The organism is Leptothoe sp. LEGE 181152 (assembly GCF_032906605.1).
GTDB lineage: Bacteria > Cyanobacteriota > Cyanobacteriia > Phormidesmidales > Phormidesmidaceae > Leptothoe > Leptothoe turfae.
Window position 1 is genome coordinate 48638 of sequence record NZ_JASATU010000012.1, and the last position, 20142, is coordinate 68779.

Sequence of the window (20142 nt, forward strand, 5' to 3'; positions counted from 1 at the left end):
TCAAAATAGATCGAATAGACCAACAATTATCCATCGTCGTCATGCCCCCCTACACAGACAGCTCCCTAGGTCATGGTCTCCGCCTCCATGGCCGCAATCGCTAAGGTGGTCTTTAAGACAGAGTCTGGATTGAGACTAATGGAATCAATCCCCTGCTGCACCAAAAACTGAGCAAATTCAGGATAGTCACTCGGCGCTTGGCCACAGATGCCAATCTTGCGCTGATTCGCCTTCGCCTTCGCAATCACCTGACGCACCATCGCCTTGACCCCAGCACTGCGTTCGTCAAAGAGATGGGCCACCAGGGCAGAATCCCGGTCGAGGCCCAGGGTCAGCTGCGTGAGGTCGTTCGACCCAATGGAGAAGCCATCAAAGATCTGGCTAAACTCATCCGCCAAAATCACATTGTTGGGAATCTCACACATCACATACACCTGTAACCCCTGTTCCCCTCGCACTAACCCATAGCGGGCCATTTCAGTGAGCACCTGCTGCCCTTCTTCGGGGGTCCGACAGAAGGGCACCATGGGAATCAAATTGGTCAAGCCCATGTCTCGACGCACCCGCTGTAAGGCCTGGCATTCCAAGCCAAACGCTTCCCGATAGCGCGGGTCGGTGTAACGAGAGGCCCCCCGCCAACCAATCATCGGGTTCTCTTCGGTCGGTTCAAACGACGCGCCGCCCAACAGATTCGCATATTCATTACTCTTGAGATCGGAGAGCCGAATCACCACAGGCTTGGGATAAAACGCCGCGGCAATCATCCCTAATCCATGGGCCAACTGTTCCACAAAGTAGTCGGGCTTATGGGCATAGAGCGAGGTCAGCTGCTCAATCTCATGTTTAATGGGGCCGACGGCTAACTGGTCAAAGTTGAGTAAGGCCAGGGGATGCACTTTAATGTGGTTGGCAATGATAAACTCCATGCGCGCCAACCCCACCCCATCACACGGAATTTTCGCAAAATGAAAGGCTTCTTCTGGATTCCCCACATTCATGAGAATTTGGGTCCGCGTCCGGGGAATGTCATCAATCGCCGTTTCTTCGACTGTAAAGGGCAGGTGTCCCCCATAGACTTTACCCACTTCGCCAGCGGCGCACGTCACCGTCACGCTCACTCCGGTGGCTAGACGCTCGGTCGCGTTGCCACACCCCACTATCGCCGGAATGCCCAACTCTCGGGCAATAATGGCCGCATGGCAGGTGCGACCCCCTTGGTCGGTGACAATCGCACTCGCCCGTTTCATAATCGGTTCCCAATCCGGGTCTGTTCGCTGGGTAATCAGCACATCCCCCGGTTGAAACTCAGCCATGTTTTGCACCGATTGGATCACCCGCGCAGACCCCTGACCAATCATTTCACCCACCGCTTGACCCGTCACTAAGGGCGTCAGGTCGGTGGTATCCGCCTGGAGAACATAATTACGCAGAATCGAGGCTGACGTTTGAGATTGCACCGTTTCCGGGCGCGCCTGCACAATAAACAACTCTCCCGTGAGACCGTCTTTCGCCCACTCAATATCCATCGGCGTGTAGGTGCCCCGCACCTGGGTATAGTGGTCTTCGATGATGCACGCCCACCGCACTAGGGTTAAAATCTCATCATCACTAATCGCATAGCGCTGACGCTCCACCTCCGACACCGGGACGTTCTTCGTTAGCTTGCTGCCGCCCACGTCGTACACCATTTTGATCTCTTTACTGCCCAGGCGCTTTTTCAATATGGGACGATATCCCTCCCGAAGGGTGGGCTTAAACACTAAATATTCATCGGGGTTCACCGCCCCCTGCACCACATTCTCGCCCAACCCATAGGCGGCCGTGACGAGCGCCGCGTTCTTAAAGCCGGTTTCGGTATCGATGGAGAACATCACACCCGAGGTCGCCAAGTCCGAGCGCACCATCCGCTGCACCCCCACCGACAGGGCCACCGTAAAGTGATCAAAGCCCTTGATGGTGCGATAGGAGATCGCCCGATCCGTAAAGAGCGAGGCAAAACATTTATGGCACGCCTCCAGCACGCCCTTGACACCATGCACATTCAGGTAGGTTTCCTGTTGGCCGGCAAAACTCGCATCGGGCAGGTCTTCAGCCGTGGCACTCGAGCGGACCGCCACATCCAGCGCTGGATTCCCACTGTCAGCACAGAGGGTCAAGTACGCCTTGGCAATGGCCGCTTCGAGCTCCGGCGGAAAGGGCGTGTCGAGGATTAACGAACGGACGGTTCGACCACAGTGGCGCAGGGCCGTGACATCGTCGATATCCAGATCGCTTAGATGCGCTCTCAACGCCTCGTCCAGACCGGCCTGCTGTATAAAATAGCGATAGGCATCGGCGGTGGTGGCAAACCCAGTGGGCACCTGCACCCCTTGGGGCGTCAGCTGTTGAATCATCTCGCCCAAGGATGCATTTTTTCCCCCCACACAGGGAACATCATCAATCGTAATCCGCTCAAATTCAAGGATAAAGGCGGATTGAGTCGGCGTCGGGGCCAAATTTGCAGGGGTCGTTTGCACCATAAAAACAGAATCCAAAATAACAATCACTAGAAACGGGGGTGACCGTTTCCAATCTGGGTATAAGTCAAGACTTTGAGGAATCTATGAGGATGCCCACCCACGTATCGTTTCATTAACGCCAGACCAGGGGGCAGTCCCTTTTTTGGCATCCATGCAACAATTAAAGCAGGGTAGATGAGAGTCGTCGTCTGCTCGATGGAGTTCTCGTTCAACAGGGTGCAACAGCCTGGCTGTTGACCTAGGAGGAGACTATGAAACGACACTCTTTAGCCACACTCCCACTCAGAATGGGTTCGTAAATTATTGTAAAGGAGTGAATGTTCTTCCTTTCGTCCCTGTATAACCAGCAGTGTTGTTAGCACTGGAGGAAGGGATGAATTGTCTTCCGTATCCCTCAGATTTAAGCGATGATGAGTGGGACTTGGTTGAGCCATTAATTCCCGTCCATCAGGGTGTCGGTCATCCTCGAGAAGTGAACTTACGAGAGATCGTGAATGCCATTTTGTATTGGGTCGATAACGGTATCAAATGGCGTGCGATGCCCCATGATCTGCCGAACTGGTCAACTGTCTATGATTATTATCGTCGTTGGGTCAAGATAGGCTTATGGGACCAGATTAATGAACGCTTGGTAAAGCTAGTAAGACTCGCAGAGGGACGAGCTGAGCAACCGAGCTTGATCAGCATTGACAGTCAATCTGTGAGGACCTCAGAGAAAAAAGGACCTGAACAAGGAATTGATGGTCATAAGTGTGTCAAGGGACGTAAGCGTCATATCGTTGTTGACATCTTAGGCATGGTGTTAAATTGTTTTGTGAGTGCCGCCAATATGGCGGATATTAAAGCAGCCGTTGCAGTGTTAGGTCCTGTATTAGAGACCTATGTGAGGCTTGAGAAAGTGTTGGCTGACCAAGCATATAAGGGAGCTTTAGGAGAGATTATAAAACACGTTCATCACTGCATTCTAGAGGTGACAAAAAAACTAGGAGAGGGGTTTATCCCGGCTCCTTATCGATGGGTCGTTGAGCGAACCCATCGGTGGGCATAAGCGCAATCCACCGAACGGTATGGGCATCTAAATAATTCACCACTTCAACAGTGCCACTCCCACCGATAATCACCTGGGTATGTAAGGCCGGTAAGGTACCTGGAAAATACAGATCGACTACACTGCCTCGCACAGCAATCACTCTTCCCGAAACTGCTCCAGTCACGATAGACCTCATTGCTGATGAGTCTCTGAGATATCCCCATCAAAGGGTTGTACCCCTGTCTTAGGATCACCATCTTTAATGTATGAAGAAAGTTTGGGGATATTATGAGGAAATGAGACATCTGTTACTTGAATTTACCCGATTCCTCAGCTCGCAGCAGTGTAGACGTTGAAGTAACAACACTGCAGTTAATATTGGAAAAGATAGGTTCTGTTGATGTGCTCAAGGTAGACGTTGAGGGCTCGGAACATAGCATTTTAATGCCCTTTGGCGACTTACTAAAATCATCGGTTAAATATTTAATTGTTGAAGCTGGCGGTTCTCCCCGAGGAGATGGTATGACCTTACTAAAATTTCTGAAACATTTGGGGTTTTCCTGTGATTTTCAGGGTGACGCTTCGCTGATGCTAATTCGAGCTAAAAACAAACACTTACTGGGCGATTAATACCCACCATATTTTAGAACGATTTCCGATCTTGTAGAGTGCTCTCTTCACTGTACTCCTACATACCCTATCAATAGATGCTTGGGAACGCACCATGCCTATACATTCCTTGCAGTAAGCGGTCACAATGGGAAATGGTATGACAAAGTTTATGATAGTGCGAATTACTAGTTGTCTAAACCATCTACCCATACAGGCCCGTTATGACCATGGAAGCCTCGTCCTCTTCTAATAGCACGATTAAGCTTGAAGCCAGCTGGAAAGCGGTATTAGAAGATGTGTTTGCCACTCCCTACATGCAGGATCTAAAAAAATTCTTAAAGGCGGAAAAGGCCGCTGGCAAGGTTATTTACCCCCGTGGCGCACTGATGTTCAATGCAATGGATAGCACACCATTTGACCAAGTCAAAGTTGTGATTCTTGGACAGGACCCATATCATGGCCCCGGTCAGGCCCACGGCTTGAGCTTTTCTGTCCCGGAGGGCATTGCGCCGCCGCCTTCTCTGGTTAATATCTTTAAAGAAATTGAGCAAGATCTGGGCATTAAACCTCCTAATCACGGCTGCCTGCAAAGCTGGGCAGATCAAGGCGTGTTATTGCTTAACAGCGTCCTCACAGTGGAACAACATAAAGCCGCCTCCCATCGGGGAAAAGGCTGGGAGCAATTTACAGATGCCATTATCACTAACCTAAATCAGCAACGAAAAAATCTCGTGTTTCTGCTGTGGGGTAGCTATGCACAACAGAAAGGAAAATTTATTGATCGTGAACGGCATTTAGTGCTGACCTCACCTCACCCTTCGCCGCTCTCAGCACACCGTGGTTTCTTTGGCAATCGGCACTTTTCAAAAGCCAATGAATATTTGCAAAAAAATGGCATTGCACCTATTTCATGGTCGCTATAGTCGTTTTTTACCGATTTCTAGACTTTGTAACCCCTGGGGGTAACCATGCGACCCTGATGCAAAAACGTGCGGGTATTGCCGATTAACACCACGGTGAGCATATCGATGGTGGTCACATCTACCTCTTTCAGGGTAAGACAGCGGACGGATTCTCCTGAACGGTAGAGAGAACGTGCGATCGCAACCGGAGTATCATCCGAACGATGCCGTCGCAAAATCTCTAACGCAATTTCAATGCCCCGCGTGCGAGTCTTCGAGCGCGGATTATAGAGCGCCACCACAAAATCCCCTTGGGCTGCCGCCGCTAATCTCTTTTCAATCACCTCCCACGGCACTAGCAAATCAGACAGGGAAATGGCACAAAAGTCATGCATCAGGGGAGCCCCCACCCGGGCTGCCACTGCCTGGAGTGCCGTAATTCCTGGGAAGGCTGAAACACCGGGTGTGTTGCCATCCCAGCCTCGCTGCACCAGGCATTCCATCACCAGGCCCCCCATGCCATAAATGCCGCAGTCGCCGGAGGACACCATGCCTACGGTTAATCCTTGGTGGGCCAGGGCAACGGCTCGCTCTGCCCGCTGTACTTCCTGGGTGATTTTGCTAGTCTCAACCACCTGGTTAGGATGGAATAGGGGCCGCAACAGGTCTAAATAAAGGCCATAGCCAATTACCACATCACAGTCCAACAGAGCGGCCCGGGCCGCTGCGGTGAGCTGGGCTAAAGAGCCAGGACCTGAGCCAATCAGATACAGGTGACCCGGCCGGGGATTGTATGGCTGGTCAGCGCGGGCTACGGCAATGGTGCAGGCCCCCTGCTGCTCACCTTTAAAGACTTGTTTTGTTATCACCAGTTCCTGACTATGGGCGGCCAGCAGGGCAGCGGCTTCAGCGACAGACGGTGTCCCCACCGCCTGGGTAACGACATCTGAGGGATTGGGAACCGCTGGTTCTTGTAGTTGAGCAGCGCTGAATAAGTGCAGGGGCCACTGATGCCGTTCTGCCAGGGTTTGAAAGGCGACTTCGTCTTGCTTGAGGTCAATGGAGGCGATGCCGGCGATGGATTGCCAGGCCAGGTTGCGATCGCGCAATACCTGTCTAATACTGGCCTCAATTAACTCTGTCGATGTCCCTCGCTCACAGCCCAGCCCTAGCCATAATGTACGAGGATGCCAGCACACTTGAAGAGATTTCGCTGGGTTGTGCCCTTCTGAATCCTGACTAGGGGGTAGCTGATCCGAAATCCACAGTTGCGGAGAGGCTGGTAATTGAGTATTTGAGGCCGCAGTCTCCTGATCTGCAAAATAAAAAGAAGAATCGTCAGGTAACATCTGTCGCCATAGAGTCTCACCACAGGTTTGATGCACTGCGATCGCCTCTCGTTGTGCCAGCGCTGACGCCACCTTTGTCCAATCTCCCCCTCCACGCTGCCAACCATAGGGCTTACCCAACAGATCTACAGCCGGTAGCTGTTGTCCTTCAGAGGCTGACGTAATTACCGGTGCAGCTCTCAGTAGGGCCGCACATTGTCGTGTGAGCGCATCAGCTCCCCCCTGGTGTCCCCCGCTAACGCTAACCACAAACTTACCACTGTCATCAATGGCCACCACCCCCGGATCCTGGTGTTTGTTTTGGAGTAGTGGGGCAATCAGTCGCACCACTGCCCCCACGGGCAAGAAAAAGACTAGCTGTGTGGCTCGGTCCCAACAAGCTGCCACCACAGGGATTAGGGAGCCACTATAACAATGAACGACACCAAATTCTAAGTCAGTAAACCCAGCTAAAAATGGATGCTCCTGTAGGGGCAATCCCTTGTGGTTGCCCTGCGATATTGGGGGCTGACAATCAGGATGTTGTATAACACGATCAGCAGTATCCATCGAAGTTAGGGTATCTTCCCTGGTCCAAAGTTCCAGGGGCTGTAGACCATCCCAAAGCTGAAGAGCTTGATGACAGCCTGCCAGTGTGGGAGCAATGATCACAACCTTGGATTCAGGCATGAGAAAAGACTTAGAAGCGATAGTCATGGCGGCGCACAATCAAAATGGAAAAGTAGGGTGGTTTATGGTCAGCCAGGTCCACCAGGCTAGGATACCGTTTCTCCTCCGGTGAACCCACCCGTTCCACCAGACTGGAGTGGTCTAAAAGGTCTGCTTCTTTCAGGATTTGCCATACCTGACCAAACACCGATGCCACTTTCATCAACACCACAACTTCAGCCCACTCCAGGGCATGGGTCAGTTCGGACACGTCATACAGGGCAGGAAGAATGACAATTTTTTCTGCCCCCAGGGATAAGGGCATATTGAGGGCGGCCATGGCGGCTAGGGGAGAACACACCCCCGGTACAGTGGTAATTTCTACGTCAGGGGCCAAACGATGCACCGACTGGGCCACATAGCTAAAGGTGCTATATAGGCTGGCATCTCCCTCGGTGATAAATACCACATCCTGGCCCTGGGCTAACAAGGGTACTAGTTTCTCTCCTGCTGTAGTCCAGGCTTGCTGTAGCTGCACCGGATCGCGCACAAAGGGCAGGTCCAAGGGCAAAATCGTTTGCTCGGGCCGCAGGTGAGATTTGACAATGTTGTAGGCCATGCCGGGCTTTCCATGTCGATTCTGGGGACAGGCCACCACATCCACGGTCTGTAAAATTCGCAGTCCTTTTAGGGTGAGCCATTCGTCATTTCCTGGACCAACGCTCACTCCCCACAACTTGCCCCAGGCAGAAGATTTTGTCAGTAACTCATTAGATATCATTGCTTTCTCCTTGATCTGAGCCTGCATCGGGTTGAGGGAATGGTCGAGAGGCTTGCAACAAAATCACAGGGTTTAAAGGAACAAACCGGGTGGCGGTGGCCAGGGTGGCTGAGCGGGCAATGTTGACTTGTAAAAGCTGTACAATCCAGCCCTTATTTTGTAGCTGTTGCTTGGCTAGCATACAGGTTTCGAGGGTGGCAAAGTTGGCGACAATGACACCGTTCGGGCGGATGCGATCGCAACACACCGCCAAAATTTCCGACATTGCTTTTCCTCCCCCACCAATCATGATTCGATCCGGGTCTGGCAAAGAGTTTAGCGCCGCTGGCGCAACACCTCGGATAGGAGAAATGTGAGGCGTACCAAAGCGACGACAGTTTTTTTCGATTAAGGTCAGCCCAGCAGCCGTTTTCTCAATGGCATAGATGTGGGCATCGGGTATTAGCCGCGCAATCTCAATGGAGATGGACCCAGTACCGGCTCCTACATCCCATACCGTGATATCTGGCTGTAATCGCAGCAGGGAGAGGGACAAAGCACGGACTTCCTGCTTTGTAATCAAACCAGGCTGATCGGGAAAGGTGTGAAAGTCTTTATCGGCAATGCCGAAGAGGGGCTGAGGCAGGGCTTGTGTCAGAGGCTGTGCTTCTAGGACAACAACATTAGGGCTCGGGAACGAACTGTCTATTGCTGCTTCTATAGAAATTGATTGGATAGTCTCCTCAGTAGCTCCGAGCTGGCTACATACGGTCATGTGATACTGCGCAGGGGGGCGTATATCTTGAATAAGCCGGGCAATTTCTCCTGGCGTATGGACAAAATCGGTCAGAACTGCGAGGGGAGATTTGCCTTGTTTGAGGGCCTGCTCCAGGTGATCGGGCTGACGACCGTGGACACTGACGATGGTGGCCGACTGCCAGGGAATCCCTAGACGGTTAAAGGCCAGTTGGATAGAGCTTACCTGGGGATAGAATCGGAGATATTGCCGGTCGAATCGTTGTGTTAGGAGGCGGCCTAGACCATAGAACAGTGGATCGCCGCTGGCTAGAACTACAACGGATTGTTGTTGAAGTATGTCGGCTATTTGGTCGATCCAGGCGACAATATTGTTGCTGAGGGGCAGCTTGCGAGCTGGATGCTCGGCTACAGTTTGTAGATGGGCTTTACTACCTGCAATAATCTCAGCTTTTTTCAGACAGGCTAGAGATTCAGGGCTCAGACTTTGCAGACCGTCTAACCCTAAACCGATAACATGCAGTAAGTTTTGAGGACAAGATTGTTTCACGCTGAAGAGCTTTTAAACAAAAGAGAATTGCATGGCTTGGGATAACCTGAACAATCGACCCCACCGTAACCTCACCACACCCGTATTGTTGCTATGAGCGACTACCCTGTCGGGGAAACCCAGCTTGCCTAAGTGGGATCACTTGGATACTTCCGTAAAGGGGAGTTAGGCCCCCACGAACAGAAGGGGTTCGGGGAGGAAAGTCCTGAGCAGTCCTTATCGCAATTAGCCAACTTTACAACCAAGATATTTTGAGTAGTTGGCTAACTGCAAAACCAGCTGCTTGGGGTCCCTCCGAGTTCCCCAAACCCCCATGGGCAGGGCCGGAACGCCGCCCTACAACCCAACGTACTAGGCTATCCAAAATTGCATAGATTAAGGGGTTACGGCGGGGTCGATTGTATATATCCTGAGCTGCTGCCTGCCAAAAACGTAGCGTAGAAAAACAGAATCATGAACTTAGTGTTAATGCTCTTTTAGGGTACCTGCCAGGCCCGCTCATGGTAATCCTCCACTTCGGGATAGAGGTCGGGAATGCCGTGGTATAGGGCTTGTCCTTCAGGGTGGTCGTGGCTATGACTGTGGCCGTGCTCGTGATTGTGGCCATGGTCGTGGCTGTGCCCGTGATCATGATGGTGATGCCCATGTCCCTGGGCGCTGACTACCTGGCGAAACTTGCAGGTGTAGCAGTTCATGGAGACCTGGCCAGCTTGGGCTTCTTGTTCGCGATCGCGAATTAGCTCAAACAAAATTGGATCGGCACCAATTACTGATAGGCTCTGCACTTCTATGTCAGGGTGAGCCGCCTGCTCTTGTTCAACAATGGTCTGAATCCGCTTTGCCAGCACCCCATCAAACAGCAGGTGGGGGATCACAATAATTCGTTTAGGATTCCAGGCTCGGGCGCGCTCAAAGCCTCGTTCCATCCGAGGGTGGGTAATGCCGGTAAAGCAAACTTCCAGGTCGTGGTAGCCGCTACCTTCCCACAGCATCCGAGCCAGCTTATACACATCGCCATTGGCATCAGGGTCCGATGCGCCGCGACCGACAAATAGCAGTACGGTTTGTTCACGGGGTACGGTGCTTTCTTTATCTGCCTGTTCTAGCCGTTTTTGCCACAGGTCTAACCAGCGTAGGGATACACCAAAATGGCGACCATAGTTGAGCTTCAGTTGAGGGTGACGCTGGATAGCCCGATCTAGTTCATTGGTTACGTCAAACTTGCTGTGGCGTGCAGCAAACAGTAGCACCGGCAGTACGGTTAGCTCGTGATAGCCTTGCTCAACACAGCTATCAATGCCTGCCTGGATCAGGGGATCCGTCAGTTCCAAAAAACAGGGAACCACGGGACGGCTAGGGTCATAGGTTTGAAACGTATGGGCAAAATCAAGAAATGCCTGACGCCCATTAGCATCACGAGTGCCATGGCCCAAAAGTAAAAGAGGGTTAGATTGACTCATGTGGTTATCATGGCCTCTGGGCAATCCAGAGAGATAGAGGTCAGGGATTAACGTTAACATTTGTCGGCAGCCGACGAAACATGGAATTCCCCCATGCCGATTTGCCCTATGCACACTTTGATTTTTCGGAAAACTATAAACTCTCGCCATCTTCCAGGATCAAATGCTCCATAGGGCAGTGGCATGTTACGAGAAATGTTATGTAACTAAAGGACCTTTAGCGTTTCAACATAGTTTTTACAGCATGCCGATTCCCACCCTTGTTATTGCTGGAACCCACAGTGGTGTGGGTAAGACGTCTATCGCCATTGGTCTCATGCGGGCGTTTACCCATCAGGGTCTGCAAGTACAGCCTTTTAAGGTAGGACCCGATTTTATTGACCCCAGCCACCATCAGCGGGCAACGGGGCGGGTCTCCCATAATCTGGATGGCTGGATGCTAAATCAGGCTCAGAATCGTCAGATCTTTGATCAGGCTTGCCAGGGAGCTGATCTGGCCATTGTTGAAGGGGTGATGGGGCTGTTTGATGGCTACGGCGCGGAGTCTGAATCGGGGAGTACGGCGGAAATGGCCAAGTGGCTGGGGGCACCGGTAATTCTTGTGATCAATGCCCGTTCTTTGGCCCGCAGTGCAGCAGCCCTGATTTCAGGCTATGGCAACTTTGATCCAGACCTGGCGGTGGCGGGGGTGATCTGCAACCAAATCGGCAGTGCGTCACACCTTGAGCGTATTTGTTCTGCGGTAAATCAAACTGTCCAGGTACCTATTCTGGGAGGAATTCCTCGCACTGAACCAGTGAGTATTCCTGAACGCCATTTAGGACTATGGCGGGCGACAGAGGATGAGTTAGCTGAGACTGACTATCTGGACAGTCTGGCAAAGCTGGTAACCGACAATCTGGATTTGGCAGAGTTAGTCAATATTGCCAACTCTCGCTCAGACCAACTCGTAGCATCCAGTCACCTGGAGATGAAAACCGGTGCTCAACAATGCTTGTCCCACTCTCCTAAGGTCCGTATTGGGATTGCCCAGGATCAGGCATTTTGTTTTTACTATGGGGTCAACCTAAGTCTGCTGGAACAGGCGGGGGCAGAATTGATTCCTTTTTCTCCTCTAAAGGATGCTTTGCCTGAGAATTTGGATGGTCTTTATATTGGTGGGGGGTATCCTGAGCTGCATTCTAAACAACTGTCTGAGAATAAGGATATGCGGGATGCGATCGCAAACTTTTGCCGGTCAGGACGTCTGGTCTATGCAGAATGCGGTGGCTTGATGTATCTTTCCCAGGGATTGTTGGGCGCTAAAAAACAGCGCTATCCCTTTGTCGGTATTCTTCCGTTTTGGACAACAATGGGACAACGGGTGAAGCTGGGCTATCGCCAGGTAGACATGGTGGGACCCTACGGTGGCTTCCCTAAACAGGGCACCATTCGCGGTCATCGGTTTCACTATTCAGACATTGTGGATGCTCAAGGTAATCTGCTGGAAATCACCCCGACGTCCCCTTCGACTTCGCTCAGGGGACAATTTTCACTCAGGGGACAATTGGAGTTTAATTACAAACTGCAAGGATGGAAAAACCATCAACCTTGGGAGGGCTATCAGGTCTATAATGTCCTCGCCAGTTACGTTCATTTACACTTTGGCAGCAATCCCACCTTTGCCCAACAGTTTGTTAAATGTTGTCGGCCATAGTCTTTAGAACTACCCCGACAACATTAGTATCAGCTAACGTCCTTGAGCCTAGCGATGCGGCAAGAGCTCTCGATTAAAAGGACACCCGTGATCGTCGCAACCCTAGAACATTATGGCTTTGTCTCTAATGCTGAGCCAAATGCCAAATCTGCTCTAACGCCACCGCTGCTCCTAGGGCAATCCGATATTCCACCACAGACGACAACATCGTTTCACCCGGATTAATTTCTACCGTGGGAATACCCTTCAACTGTGCTCTAACCAGAGGTTCAGCAATATACGGAAAAAGCCCCGACGTTCCTACCGCAAAGACAAGATCCCAGGCCATGTCCTGAAACTGGTAAAGCGCTTGGATGCCCCGTTCGGGCAAAGTTTCACCGAACAGGACAACGGCAGGACGAATAATCCCCTGGCAGGCTGGACAGATGGGGGGCAGAGGCACCTCTTGGCCATAGTCCGCCAGGAAGTCCTGGGCTGTGGTGACATAATCACACTTGATGCAATAAAGCTCTGAAGCACGACCGTGAATTTCCACCAGGTTTTGACTGCCTGCCGAGCGGTGAAACCCATCAATATTCTGGGTTAAGACCCAAGTGTTAGGCTTATGGCGCTCAATTTCTGCAATCACCTCATGCCCACGATTGTGGCAAGTATTGTGTAATGCCGCACCAAGTTGCCAGAGGTATTTCCAGGTAATGTCGGGCTGCACCTGAAACATGGAGCCACTCAGGGCTTCTTCGATCGAAAAGCCTTCTGCTGTCGTTTGTCCTTCGTATAGCCCACCCACACCCCGGTAGGTGGGCAAACCCGAATCAGCAGAGAGGCCTGCCCCCGTAATAAACAGAATCTGCTCGGCTTGACTCAAATGCTCGGCAACGTCCTCAAGAATAGTAGTCATAGTCTGGGTATAGCAATCGGTAAGGGTATTGGAACATTTAGGTTAACCTGAATGTTCCAATACCCTGATTGCTTAAGGGGGATATTCAAACCATTCGACGGCTCAAAGAGATATCACGCAGTTTAACTTCGCTTTACTTCGATGAACTTCGCCTGACATCTGGCCCATTGGATTTGCTTCAGTCAGCTACACCACACTCATGGAAAATTCATTGAAACTATTGCCAAACTGGCTCCATAGACAGATGAGGGTTTATGCAGGTAGTGGCTATGTCCAAGTTTCGTCGACAACTTCGCAGGGAAGCAGAACAGTGGTGGCAAGAAGGTGTCATCACCGTAGATATCTACGAGCAACTGTCGGAGCGTTATAAATTTGGTGAGATTGAACCAGACGCCCAAAATCAGTTTGTAGCTATTTTGTTAGGCCTTGGTGGCATCTTGTTGGGGTTGGGGCTAATCACCTTTGTGGCTGCCAACTGGCAAGTTTGGTCCCGAGCATTTCGAGTGTGCTTGTTGATGGTGCTGTTTGTTGGGATCAATGCAGCAGGGTTTTATTTATGGCGACGCCCCTTTCGCCAAAAAGGGTTACAGCAGTTGGGCCACGGTCTTTTATTAACAGGGGCACTATCGCTGGGTGCAAATATGGCCCTGATGTCGCAAATGTTTCACCAAAGTGGACAGGCCTATGAGCTTTACTTTTTCTGGGGAATAGGGGTGACCTTGATGGCCTACAGCCTCAGGCTCACATCCTTAGGTGTAATGGCTTGGGGACTTATGGCGATTAGCTATGGTTCATGGGCTGTTTCGACTTTCTGGCTAACAAACTCTAGCTGGCTAGAGTTCCCCATGAGAATGATGCCGCTGATAGTCTGTGGATTGTTTGTGCCATTGGCCTATGGGTGTCGGTCACGGGTGGTATTTGTTCTGGCTGGATTGGGTTTTGCGAGCGCATTTCCCCTAGCTCTATTTTCCTATGATGTCACAAATGGACTGTTGGCCATTTCACTGCTGCTGCCAGTCGCCTGCCTATGGAGCTATGACCGAGACGTGTGGAGATTTACTCCCTGCTCCATCAATACCCGACCAGATCCGTTTCAAACGGTGTCACGTAGCCTGGCTATTACGGTGCTGAGTCTCACACTCTATATCTTCTCATTTAAGGCTACCTGGGCCAGCCCACACCTATTTCAAGATGATACGTTGACCGAGCTGTCCTGGTGGTTTGTGAACATTGTAGTATTTAGCGTTTTTGCGGGGCTAGGATGGCTGCGACTGCGACACCAGCTGAGACATGGGAATCTCTGGCAAGAACAGTCGATCAATACCGTTACAATCGCCCTGATACTCATCCTATCTACCGGAATCATAATTACCCACATCTCCCTGGGGGATATCAACATCGTTGCAACTATTGTCGTTAACATTATGTTGTTCTTACTGGCGCTGGCCCTGTTGCGGGATAGTTTAGCCTTAGGCGTACGACGCACCTTTTGGGGTGGAATGGTGTTGTTAGTGTTAGGACTACTCAGTCGCTTATTTGAGTACAACACTGACTTAATGTTGAAGGCCGTTGTATTAGTACTCTGCGGCATCGGCATAATTGTTGCAGGGTTATGGTTTGAGCATCGACTTAAGCATTCATCAGCACGCCTCAGTCAAGCTTAAACCTGATTTTTGCAAACGACACGTCTATCAGTTTTTTAGGTACTGTCCTATGCCATCTTCGTCATCTCAACATCCCGACATTAAAACTCTGGTTAAGCCTGATGGTAAGCCAGTGCCCATCCAATCGTTGCCAAGACGTAGACTACCCGGTTGGCGATTGTGGGCTCCCCTACTGATTCAGACCGCGATAATTGTCGCAGTGCCTGCTCAGGATGTCTATACCTCTGCCACAGGCACATCTGTTACGCTACAAACTGCCCCTGTCGATCCCTACGATTTTTTGAGAGGGTATTACCAAACCCTGCGTTATGACATTTCCCAACGTGAGACGTTGCACACACTTCCGGGTGGCGAGAAGTTTTTTGAGGACTATGACTATCAGCCTCAGGCCTTTTTTGTTGTCTTGGAAGCTCCCAAAACAGAGACTTCGCCTCCAACTCCCTGGCAACCCATTCGCGTCAGTGAAACACGACCTGACGATCTAGACACTAATCAGATTGTTCTAAAAGGTCAATACGCTAACAATCGAATCACCTACGGTCTGGAGCGTTACTACATGCCAGAGGATCAAAGAGTAGATATCAATGCACATATTAATGATACTCAATGGCGAGATCAAGAAGCTTTTGTGGTGGACATTAAAATCGATAGCCATGGCAATGCGGTGTTAGTAGGACTATGGGTAAATAGCACTAACTATCGTTTTTAATGTAAGGAGATATCTTTGGGTTAGTCCCATTGGTGTTGTCGAGCTTCATCGACGATCCCTTGGGCCTCTTCGAGGGGAATATCATAGCGAGTGCTCAAGAGTTGGGGCATGCGATCGCAGGCACGATTGGGATTCACATCTGGTTGCTTGGAATAAGCAGGCAAGGCAACATTACATAAAAAAGGTGAAGGTTTCACCTCGAGTTGAAGCGGTTCAAGATTTAGAACTTCTCGTAAATTTATAAAAAATAGCAAGGCACCGCTGAGGTTAGCATCGCTGAGGTTGGCATCGCTGAGTAGGGTACAGTTGAGGTTGGCCCCGCTGAGGTTGGCATATCTGAGATCGGCCCCGCTGAGGTCGGCATATCTCAGGTCAGCCCCGCTGAGATTGGCATACCTAAGGTTGGCACCGCTGAGGTTAGCCCCACTGAGGTCAGCACTGATAAGGTCAGCCCCACTCAGGTTAGCGCCGCTGAGGTCGGCCCCGCTGAGGTTAGCGCCGTTGAGGTTGGCCCCGCTGAGGTCGGCATATCTGAGGTCGGCATATCTGAGGTTGGCCCCGCTGAGGTTGGCACTTATAAGGTCGGCGCTGATGAGGTCGGCCCCGCTCAGGTCGGTCCCGCTCAGGTCGATTGCCTCTGCATTTCTGTTAGCAATGCGGAAACGAAGAAACAGGAAAACCCCACCGGCAACCATTGCGAGCGTCCCAATCCCCCTGATGAGGGTTTGACGATGTGGGTGAGCAAGGGTGACTCTTTCGTTGTAGGATAGGCGACCGTCATCTGGCTGAGGTTGACGAACGGGGAGTAACCAAAGCCACCACACTAACCAGAGAAAGACTGGAGTGGAGATCGCTCCCATCACCCACCCCTTGTTGATGCTTATCTTTGGTGGCCACTGCTTGAATCGCTCTCGCATGCTTGGGACTCCCTCAATGTTGAGCCCATTATCGCTCCCCTCATTCGGGAACGCCCTAAATATTTATGCGCGCTTAACCACCCCATTTACGCCAAGGCGTATTCTGCCTTTTTTGTGCTTTTGAAACCAATGCGGGTTTGAGCCATGGTCCATGGACTTTTGAACTAAGTCGATGGGCCATGGCTCACCATCAGGCCTATGCAGTTCCTGCCATAGCTTGAGTAACGGTCTCTTTATCCAGCTCAGAGCCAATGACCACTAGCCGAGTCTGACGAGATTCATCCGCTTGCCAGGGGCGATCATAAAAGTGATCAAAACGCTGGCCTACACCTTGCAAAACTAGTCGCATCGCTTTGTTTGGGACAGAGACAAAGCCTTTAATGCGATAAATCTCTTGTTGCTGCACCAACGATTGCAAACGTTTTACCAAAACAGCAGGCTCAAACGCCTTATCTAGCTCAACATAAACGGACTCCAGATGATCGTCATGCTCATGCTCTTCTTCATGATCATGATGGCTGTGACGACTATCCAAGTCATCTTCAACAGCGGCATTAAAGCCCAGCAAAATATCTGGGCTAATTTCACCCTGCTGACAAGGAACAACCTTAACGCCCGTGGGTACCGTCTGTTGGAGCCATCGTTGTACCTTAAGACGGTTATCTTCCGACATCACATCGGTCTTAGTTATTAACACCATATCAGCACAGGCTAGCTGATCCTCAAACAGTTCTTCAATGGGCGTTTCATGGTCTAATGAGTCATCTGCCTGTCGTTGGGCTTCTAGGGCCTCTAGATCGCCAACAATTTGACCATTGGCAAGGGCATTGCCATCCACCACCGTTACAACACCATCCACGGTTGCTCCAGTCCGAATTTCAGGCCAACGAAACGCTTGCACTAAAGGCTTTGGCAGCGCTAAACCTGAGGTTTCAATGACAATACAGTCAATGTCTTCTCGCCGCTTTAGAAGAGTTTGCATAGTAGGCAAAAACTCTTCTTGCACAGTGCAGCAGAGACACCCATTAGCAAGCTCTAGAATGTTAGCATCAGGCGTCTCATCTTCATCACAGACCTGGCAGGATTTTAGAATTTCTCCATCAATGCCAACCTCTCCAAACTCATTGACTAATACAGCGATGCGTCGTCCCTGGTTGTTTTGCAATAGATGACGCACCAGTGTGGTTTTACCGGACCCTAGAAAGCCGGTGACTACGGTAACAGGAATTTTATGCATTGGTTTTTCCTAACGACTAAAGATTCAAGATTTTGTGCAAATTTGGTTTGGTAGAGGTGCACATTGGTGCACCCGTCAGGATGCAGACAACTGATTCTGATCCTGCATTGGACGTACAGCAGTGGGTTCCTACAGAGGAACTATTTATTTCTAAAAAAGCTCTTTCCTAAATTCTCTCCAAGCAAATTGAAGTCAAGTATGAAAGAAAGCTAAAAATAACAAACAGGATAGTTTGAGATGTCTAGTCGATCTTTTACCTTTCCTTTTGGAGCTACCATGTACGCATAAGTTGCAGAGTGGGCAAATTCAAGGTCATGTCTACCTTTTGGGACATTATCTTCTAGATACATACACAGTACCCTTTAAGAGGGTTCACAGTAGATCAGCGTAGGTTAAGCGAGCAAAACATAATCCATCATCAGTGTGGACAGAAACGTACCGCCCACACCGCAAATAATAAAACCAGCAAATCGCAGCGCTGAACTTTCGGGTGACTGTTGGAATAGGCGACTACCCATCCCATAAGCAGCTGTTGCGATCGCAAGCTGAATCGATGCAAATCCTAGCAAATAAGCCATCAGAGGACCCATTTCAGCACCAAAGATGGATTCTCCATAAGCAAACCCATGGAACAACCCAGAAATGGCGGCTAAGCCAGTGATAATTGTGCTATTTGGCCGCTCTTTTAGGGCTAGTAGTACACCAAAGACAAGCACTGAGGCAGAAATTACCAGCTCAGGAAGCGGCAAATCAATGCTCATCAAATGAATTCCTGTACCCAAAAGAGAGGCTAAAACAAAGGCAACAGGAATAATTAAGTTGCGACCAATGGCCGCTGCTAACAACCCTGAGGCGATGACAAACACTAGATGATCTAGTCCAATGACCGGATGACCAAGACCGGATAACAATCCTTCAATGAAATTACTGGGTGTCTTTCCGCCCAACGGATGATGAGCTAGGGCAGGCAACCCATTGAGGAGAAATGCTGCGATCGCAACAAGCGCAATCTCACCTGAACGACAAAGATTCTTAACCTTGAAACCCTTCAAGGCGACTAAAGCATATAAACCCATCTGTACCTCGCAGATCAATAAAACGGCAGGTTGACCATCGGCGGGCATTCTGACTGGGAGGTATAAAACTTCCTTCACAGCTGCGGGACAGTGGCAGATTTTCACTGCGCTTTCCCCCTTTCCTCTAGCGGCTGTTCCCCACTAGAACCGATGCTAAGCAGATTAAATCTACCACCTTCGCCTTCGCTTTGGATATCAAAATTGCACAGGATTAACTATTTAGGATTGGCATAGAACGTTGTTTCTTGGCTTTCTGTTAGAACTATACCCATACCCTGTTGCAGATCCTATGCCATTTGCCACGTCATCTCTTCCCCTGCCCGTAACGGCACAAGTTCAGACTCAGTCAGAGGCACTTCATCGGGGATGCGCCACGTTGTTTTGACCAAGGTAATTTGCTGCGTATTGCGGGGTAGTTTGTAAAAGTCTGGTCCATGGAAGCTGGCGAACGCTTCTAGTTTATCGAGGGCGTCAACACTCTCAAACGCTTCTGCATACAACTCCATAGCATGCAAGGCCGAATAGCAACCGGCACAGCCACAGGATGTTTCCTTATTGTTGCGATCATGGGGGGCACTATCGGTGCCCAGAAAAAACTTAGGATTACCCGAAGTGGCCGCTTGCAAAATTGCCCGACGATGCTGCTCATGTTTCAAAATTGGCAGGCAATAGAAATGGGGGCGAATTCCTCCTTGGAAGAGCGCATTACGGTTAAACAATAAATGCTGCGGTGTGATGGTTGCAGCCACATGGTTATGGGCCAGAACAAACTGCACAGCATCTGAGGTGGTAATGTGCTCAAGCACGATACGCAGGTTGGGAAATCGCTGCTTAAGTGGGAGCAAATGTTGCTCGATAAATATCTTCTCACGATCAAAAACATCGACCCCTTTATCGGTCACTTCCCCGTGTAACAATAGGGGCATGTCCACCTGCTGCATGGCAGCAAAGACGCGATCGCACTTACGAATATCCGTCACACCAAAGTCTGAATTAGTTGTTGCACCGGCTGGATAGTATTTAACCGCTTTAACAAACTGGGAGGCTTTGGCCGTAATGATCTCTTTGGGGTCTGTATTGTCAGTCAGGTAGAGGGTCATCAGCGGCTCAAATTGTTTGCCAGCTGGAATGGCTGCAATAATGCGATCTCGATAGGCTGCCGCATCCGCTACCGAGCGCACGGGGGGCTTCAAATTCGGCATAATGATGGCGCGGGAAAACTGACGCACCGTATGGGGCAAAACCGCTTTCAGCATCACACCGTCCCGCACATGCAGATGCCAGTCGTCGGGTCGGGTTATGGTAAGCTTTTGCATCTTTTAATCATTAAACAAGTAGCAAGGTGATTATAGTGTCCAT

At 50.4% G+C, this 20142-nt stretch carries 17 protein-coding genes and 1 riboswitch; of the genes, 6 read left to right on the plus strand and 11 right to left on the minus strand.

All coding sequences use genetic code 11. From position 1 onward, the window contains the following. Window positions 1–65: 65 nt before the first annotated feature. The gene (ppsA, locus tag QGP82_RS06735; protein ID WP_499057963.1) at window positions 66–2519 is read right to left on the minus strand and encodes a phosphoenolpyruvate synthase; all 2454 of its coding nucleotides are present in this window, start codon (window positions 2517–2519) and stop codon (window positions 66–68) included. A gap of 373 nt (window positions 2520–2892) precedes the next feature. On the opposite strand from ppsA, the gene QGP82_RS06740 reads away from it, so the two are divergent. Further along, on the plus strand, window positions 2893–3567 hold the full coding sequence (locus tag QGP82_RS06740) for an IS5 family transposase (RefSeq protein ID WP_499057965.1): 675 nt from the start codon (window positions 2893–2895) through the stop codon (window positions 3565–3567). Here QGP82_RS06740 and QGP82_RS06745 read toward each other — a convergent pair. Next, on the minus strand, window positions 3515–3733 hold the full coding sequence (locus QGP82_RS06745; protein WP_499057967.1) for a hypothetical protein: 219 nt from the start codon (window positions 3731–3733) through the stop codon (window positions 3515–3517). The two genes, QGP82_RS06740 and QGP82_RS06745, sit on opposite strands and share 53 nt — an antisense overlap. A 128-nt stretch (window positions 3734–3861) precedes the next feature. On the opposite strand from QGP82_RS06745, the gene QGP82_RS06750 reads away from it, so the two are divergent. Then, entirely contained in the window at window positions 3862–4179 is a 318-nt protein-coding gene (locus tag QGP82_RS06750; RefSeq protein WP_499057968.1) for an FkbM family methyltransferase, read from the plus strand. A gap of 203 nt (window positions 4180–4382) precedes the next feature. Continuing rightward, entirely contained in the window at window positions 4383–5084 is a 702-nt protein-coding gene (ung, locus tag QGP82_RS06755; protein WP_499057970.1) for a uracil-DNA glycosylase, read from the plus strand. Window positions 5085–5101: 17 nt separating this feature from the next. Here ung and cobJ read toward each other — a convergent pair whose 3' ends face one another. From cobJ to QGP82_RS06775, 4 genes are all read right to left on the minus strand, one after another. Beyond that, window positions 5102–7108 carry a precorrin-3B C(17)-methyltransferase gene (cobJ, locus tag QGP82_RS06760; protein ID WP_499057972.1) on the minus strand — a complete coding sequence of 669 codons (2007 nt, stop codon included), beginning with the start codon at window positions 7106–7108 and terminating at the stop codon, window positions 5102–5104. Further along, the gene (locus tag QGP82_RS06765) at window positions 7092–7841 is read right to left on the minus strand and encodes a precorrin-2 C(20)-methyltransferase (protein ID WP_499057974.1); all 750 of its coding nucleotides are present in this window, start codon (window positions 7839–7841) and stop codon (window positions 7092–7094) included. Before QGP82_RS06765 ends, cobJ begins: the two co-directional genes overlap by 17 nt. Further along, on the minus strand, window positions 7831–9126 hold the full coding sequence (cbiE, locus tag QGP82_RS06770) for a precorrin-6y C5,15-methyltransferase (decarboxylating) subunit CbiE (RefSeq protein WP_499057976.1): 1296 nt from the start codon (window positions 9124–9126) through the stop codon (window positions 7831–7833). Before cbiE ends, QGP82_RS06765 begins: the two co-directional genes overlap by 11 nt. Before the next feature lie 476 nt (window positions 9127–9602). Beyond that, window positions 9603–10646, minus strand: coding sequence for a sirohydrochlorin chelatase (locus QGP82_RS06775; RefSeq protein WP_499057977.1), 1044 nt, complete (start codon window positions 10644–10646; stop codon window positions 9603–9605). 184 nt (window positions 10647–10830) lie between these two features. On the opposite strand from QGP82_RS06775, the gene QGP82_RS06780 reads away from it, so the two are divergent. Further along, complete coding sequence (locus tag QGP82_RS06780) at window positions 10831–12282, plus strand: cobyrinic acid a,c-diamide synthase CobB (RefSeq protein ID WP_499057979.1); 1452 nt, start codon at window positions 10831–10833, stop codon at window positions 12280–12282. Between the two features lie 124 nt (window positions 12283–12406). Here QGP82_RS06780 and QGP82_RS06785 read toward each other — a convergent pair whose 3' ends face one another. Then, on the minus strand, window positions 12407–13180 hold the full coding sequence (locus QGP82_RS06785) for an SIR2 family NAD-dependent protein deacylase (protein ID WP_499057981.1): 774 nt from the start codon (window positions 13178–13180) through the stop codon (window positions 12407–12409). A gap of 269 nt (window positions 13181–13449) precedes the next feature. On the opposite strand from QGP82_RS06785, the gene QGP82_RS06790 reads away from it, so the two are divergent. Together QGP82_RS06790 and QGP82_RS06795 are read left to right on the plus strand one after the other, a co-directional pair. After that, on the plus strand, window positions 13450–14844 hold the full coding sequence (locus QGP82_RS06790; RefSeq protein WP_499057983.1) for a DUF2157 domain-containing protein: 1395 nt from the start codon (window positions 13450–13452) through the stop codon (window positions 14842–14844). Window positions 14845–14893: 49 nt separating this feature from the next. Further along, window positions 14894–15553 carry a GDYXXLXY domain-containing protein gene (locus QGP82_RS06795; RefSeq protein WP_499057984.1) on the plus strand — a complete coding sequence of 220 codons (660 nt, stop codon included), beginning with the start codon at window positions 14894–14896 and terminating at the stop codon, window positions 15551–15553. A 20-nt stretch (window positions 15554–15573) separates the two neighbouring features. Here the strand turns inward: QGP82_RS06795 and QGP82_RS06800 are convergent, their stop codons facing one another. From QGP82_RS06800 to pyrC, 4 genes are all read right to left on the minus strand, one after another. Beyond that, window positions 15574–16470 (minus strand): pentapeptide repeat-containing protein, encoded by an 897-nt coding sequence (locus tag QGP82_RS06800; RefSeq protein ID WP_499057986.1) that lies wholly within the window; start codon window positions 16468–16470, stop codon window positions 15574–15576. A 196-nt stretch (window positions 16471–16666) separates the two neighbouring features. Continuing rightward, window positions 16667–17707 (minus strand): cobalamin biosynthesis protein CobW, encoded by a 1041-nt coding sequence (gene cobW / locus QGP82_RS06805; protein WP_499057988.1) that lies wholly within the window; start codon window positions 17705–17707, stop codon window positions 16667–16669. A 392-nt stretch (window positions 17708–18099) separates the two neighbouring features. Further along, the gene (locus QGP82_RS06810; protein ID WP_250564979.1) at window positions 18100–18783 is read right to left on the minus strand and encodes a HupE/UreJ family protein; all 684 of its coding nucleotides are present in this window, start codon (window positions 18781–18783) and stop codon (window positions 18100–18102) included. A 22-nt stretch (window positions 18784–18805) separates the two neighbouring features. Then, window positions 18806–18950: riboswitch (cobalamin riboswitch) on the minus strand. Window positions 18951–19070: 120 nt separating this feature from the next. Beyond that, window positions 19071–20099: a dihydroorotase gene (gene pyrC / locus QGP82_RS06815; protein WP_163665249.1), complete on the minus strand. Its 1029-nt coding sequence runs from the start codon at window positions 20097–20099 to the stop codon at window positions 19071–19073. Window positions 20100–20142: the final 43 nt, after the last annotated feature.

Bases quoted from the DNA above. Each gene is read 5' to 3' on its own strand.
- ppsA (WP_499057963.1), bottom strand. From the start codon at position 2,519: ATGGTGCAAACGACCCCTGCAAATTTGGCCCCGACGCCGACTCAATCC.
- QGP82_RS06740 (WP_499057965.1), top strand. From the start codon at position 2,893: ATGAATTGTCTTCCGTATCCCTCAGATTTAAGCGATGATGAGTGGGAC.
- ung (WP_499057970.1), top strand. From the start codon at position 4,383: ATGACCATGGAAGCCTCGTCCTCTTCTAATAGCACGATTAAGCTTGAA.
- cobJ (WP_499057972.1), bottom strand. From the start codon at position 7,108: ATGACTATCGCTTCTAAGTCTTTTCTCATGCCTGAATCCAAGGTTGTG.
- QGP82_RS06765 (WP_499057974.1), bottom strand. From the start codon at position 7,841: ATGATATCTAATGAGTTACTGACAAAATCTTCTGCCTGGGGCAAGTTG.
- QGP82_RS06775 (WP_499057977.1), bottom strand. From the start codon at position 10,646: ATGTTAACGTTAATCCCTGACCTCTATCTCTCTGGATTGCCCAGAGGC.
- QGP82_RS06780 (WP_499057979.1), top strand. From the start codon at position 10,831: ATGCCGATTCCCACCCTTGTTATTGCTGGAACCCACAGTGGTGTGGGT.
- QGP82_RS06785 (WP_499057981.1), bottom strand. From the start codon at position 13,180: ATGACTACTATTCTTGAGGACGTTGCCGAGCATTTGAGTCAAGCCGAG.
- QGP82_RS06790 (WP_499057983.1), top strand. From the start codon at position 13,450: ATGTCCAAGTTTCGTCGACAACTTCGCAGGGAAGCAGAACAGTGGTGG.
- QGP82_RS06795 (WP_499057984.1), top strand. From the start codon at position 14,894: ATGCCATCTTCGTCATCTCAACATCCCGACATTAAAACTCTGGTTAAG.
- QGP82_RS06800 (WP_499057986.1), bottom strand. From the start codon at position 16,470: ATGCGAGAGCGATTCAAGCAGTGGCCACCAAAGATAAGCATCAACAAG.
- cobW (WP_499057988.1), bottom strand. From the start codon at position 17,707: ATGCATAAAATTCCTGTTACCGTAGTCACCGGCTTTCTAGGGTCCGGT.
- QGP82_RS06810 (WP_250564979.1), bottom strand. From the start codon at position 18,783: ATGGGTTTATATGCTTTAGTCGCCTTGAAGGGTTTCAAGGTTAAGAAT.
- pyrC (WP_163665249.1), bottom strand. From the start codon at position 20,099: ATGCAAAAGCTTACCATAACCCGACCCGACGACTGGCATCTGCATGTG.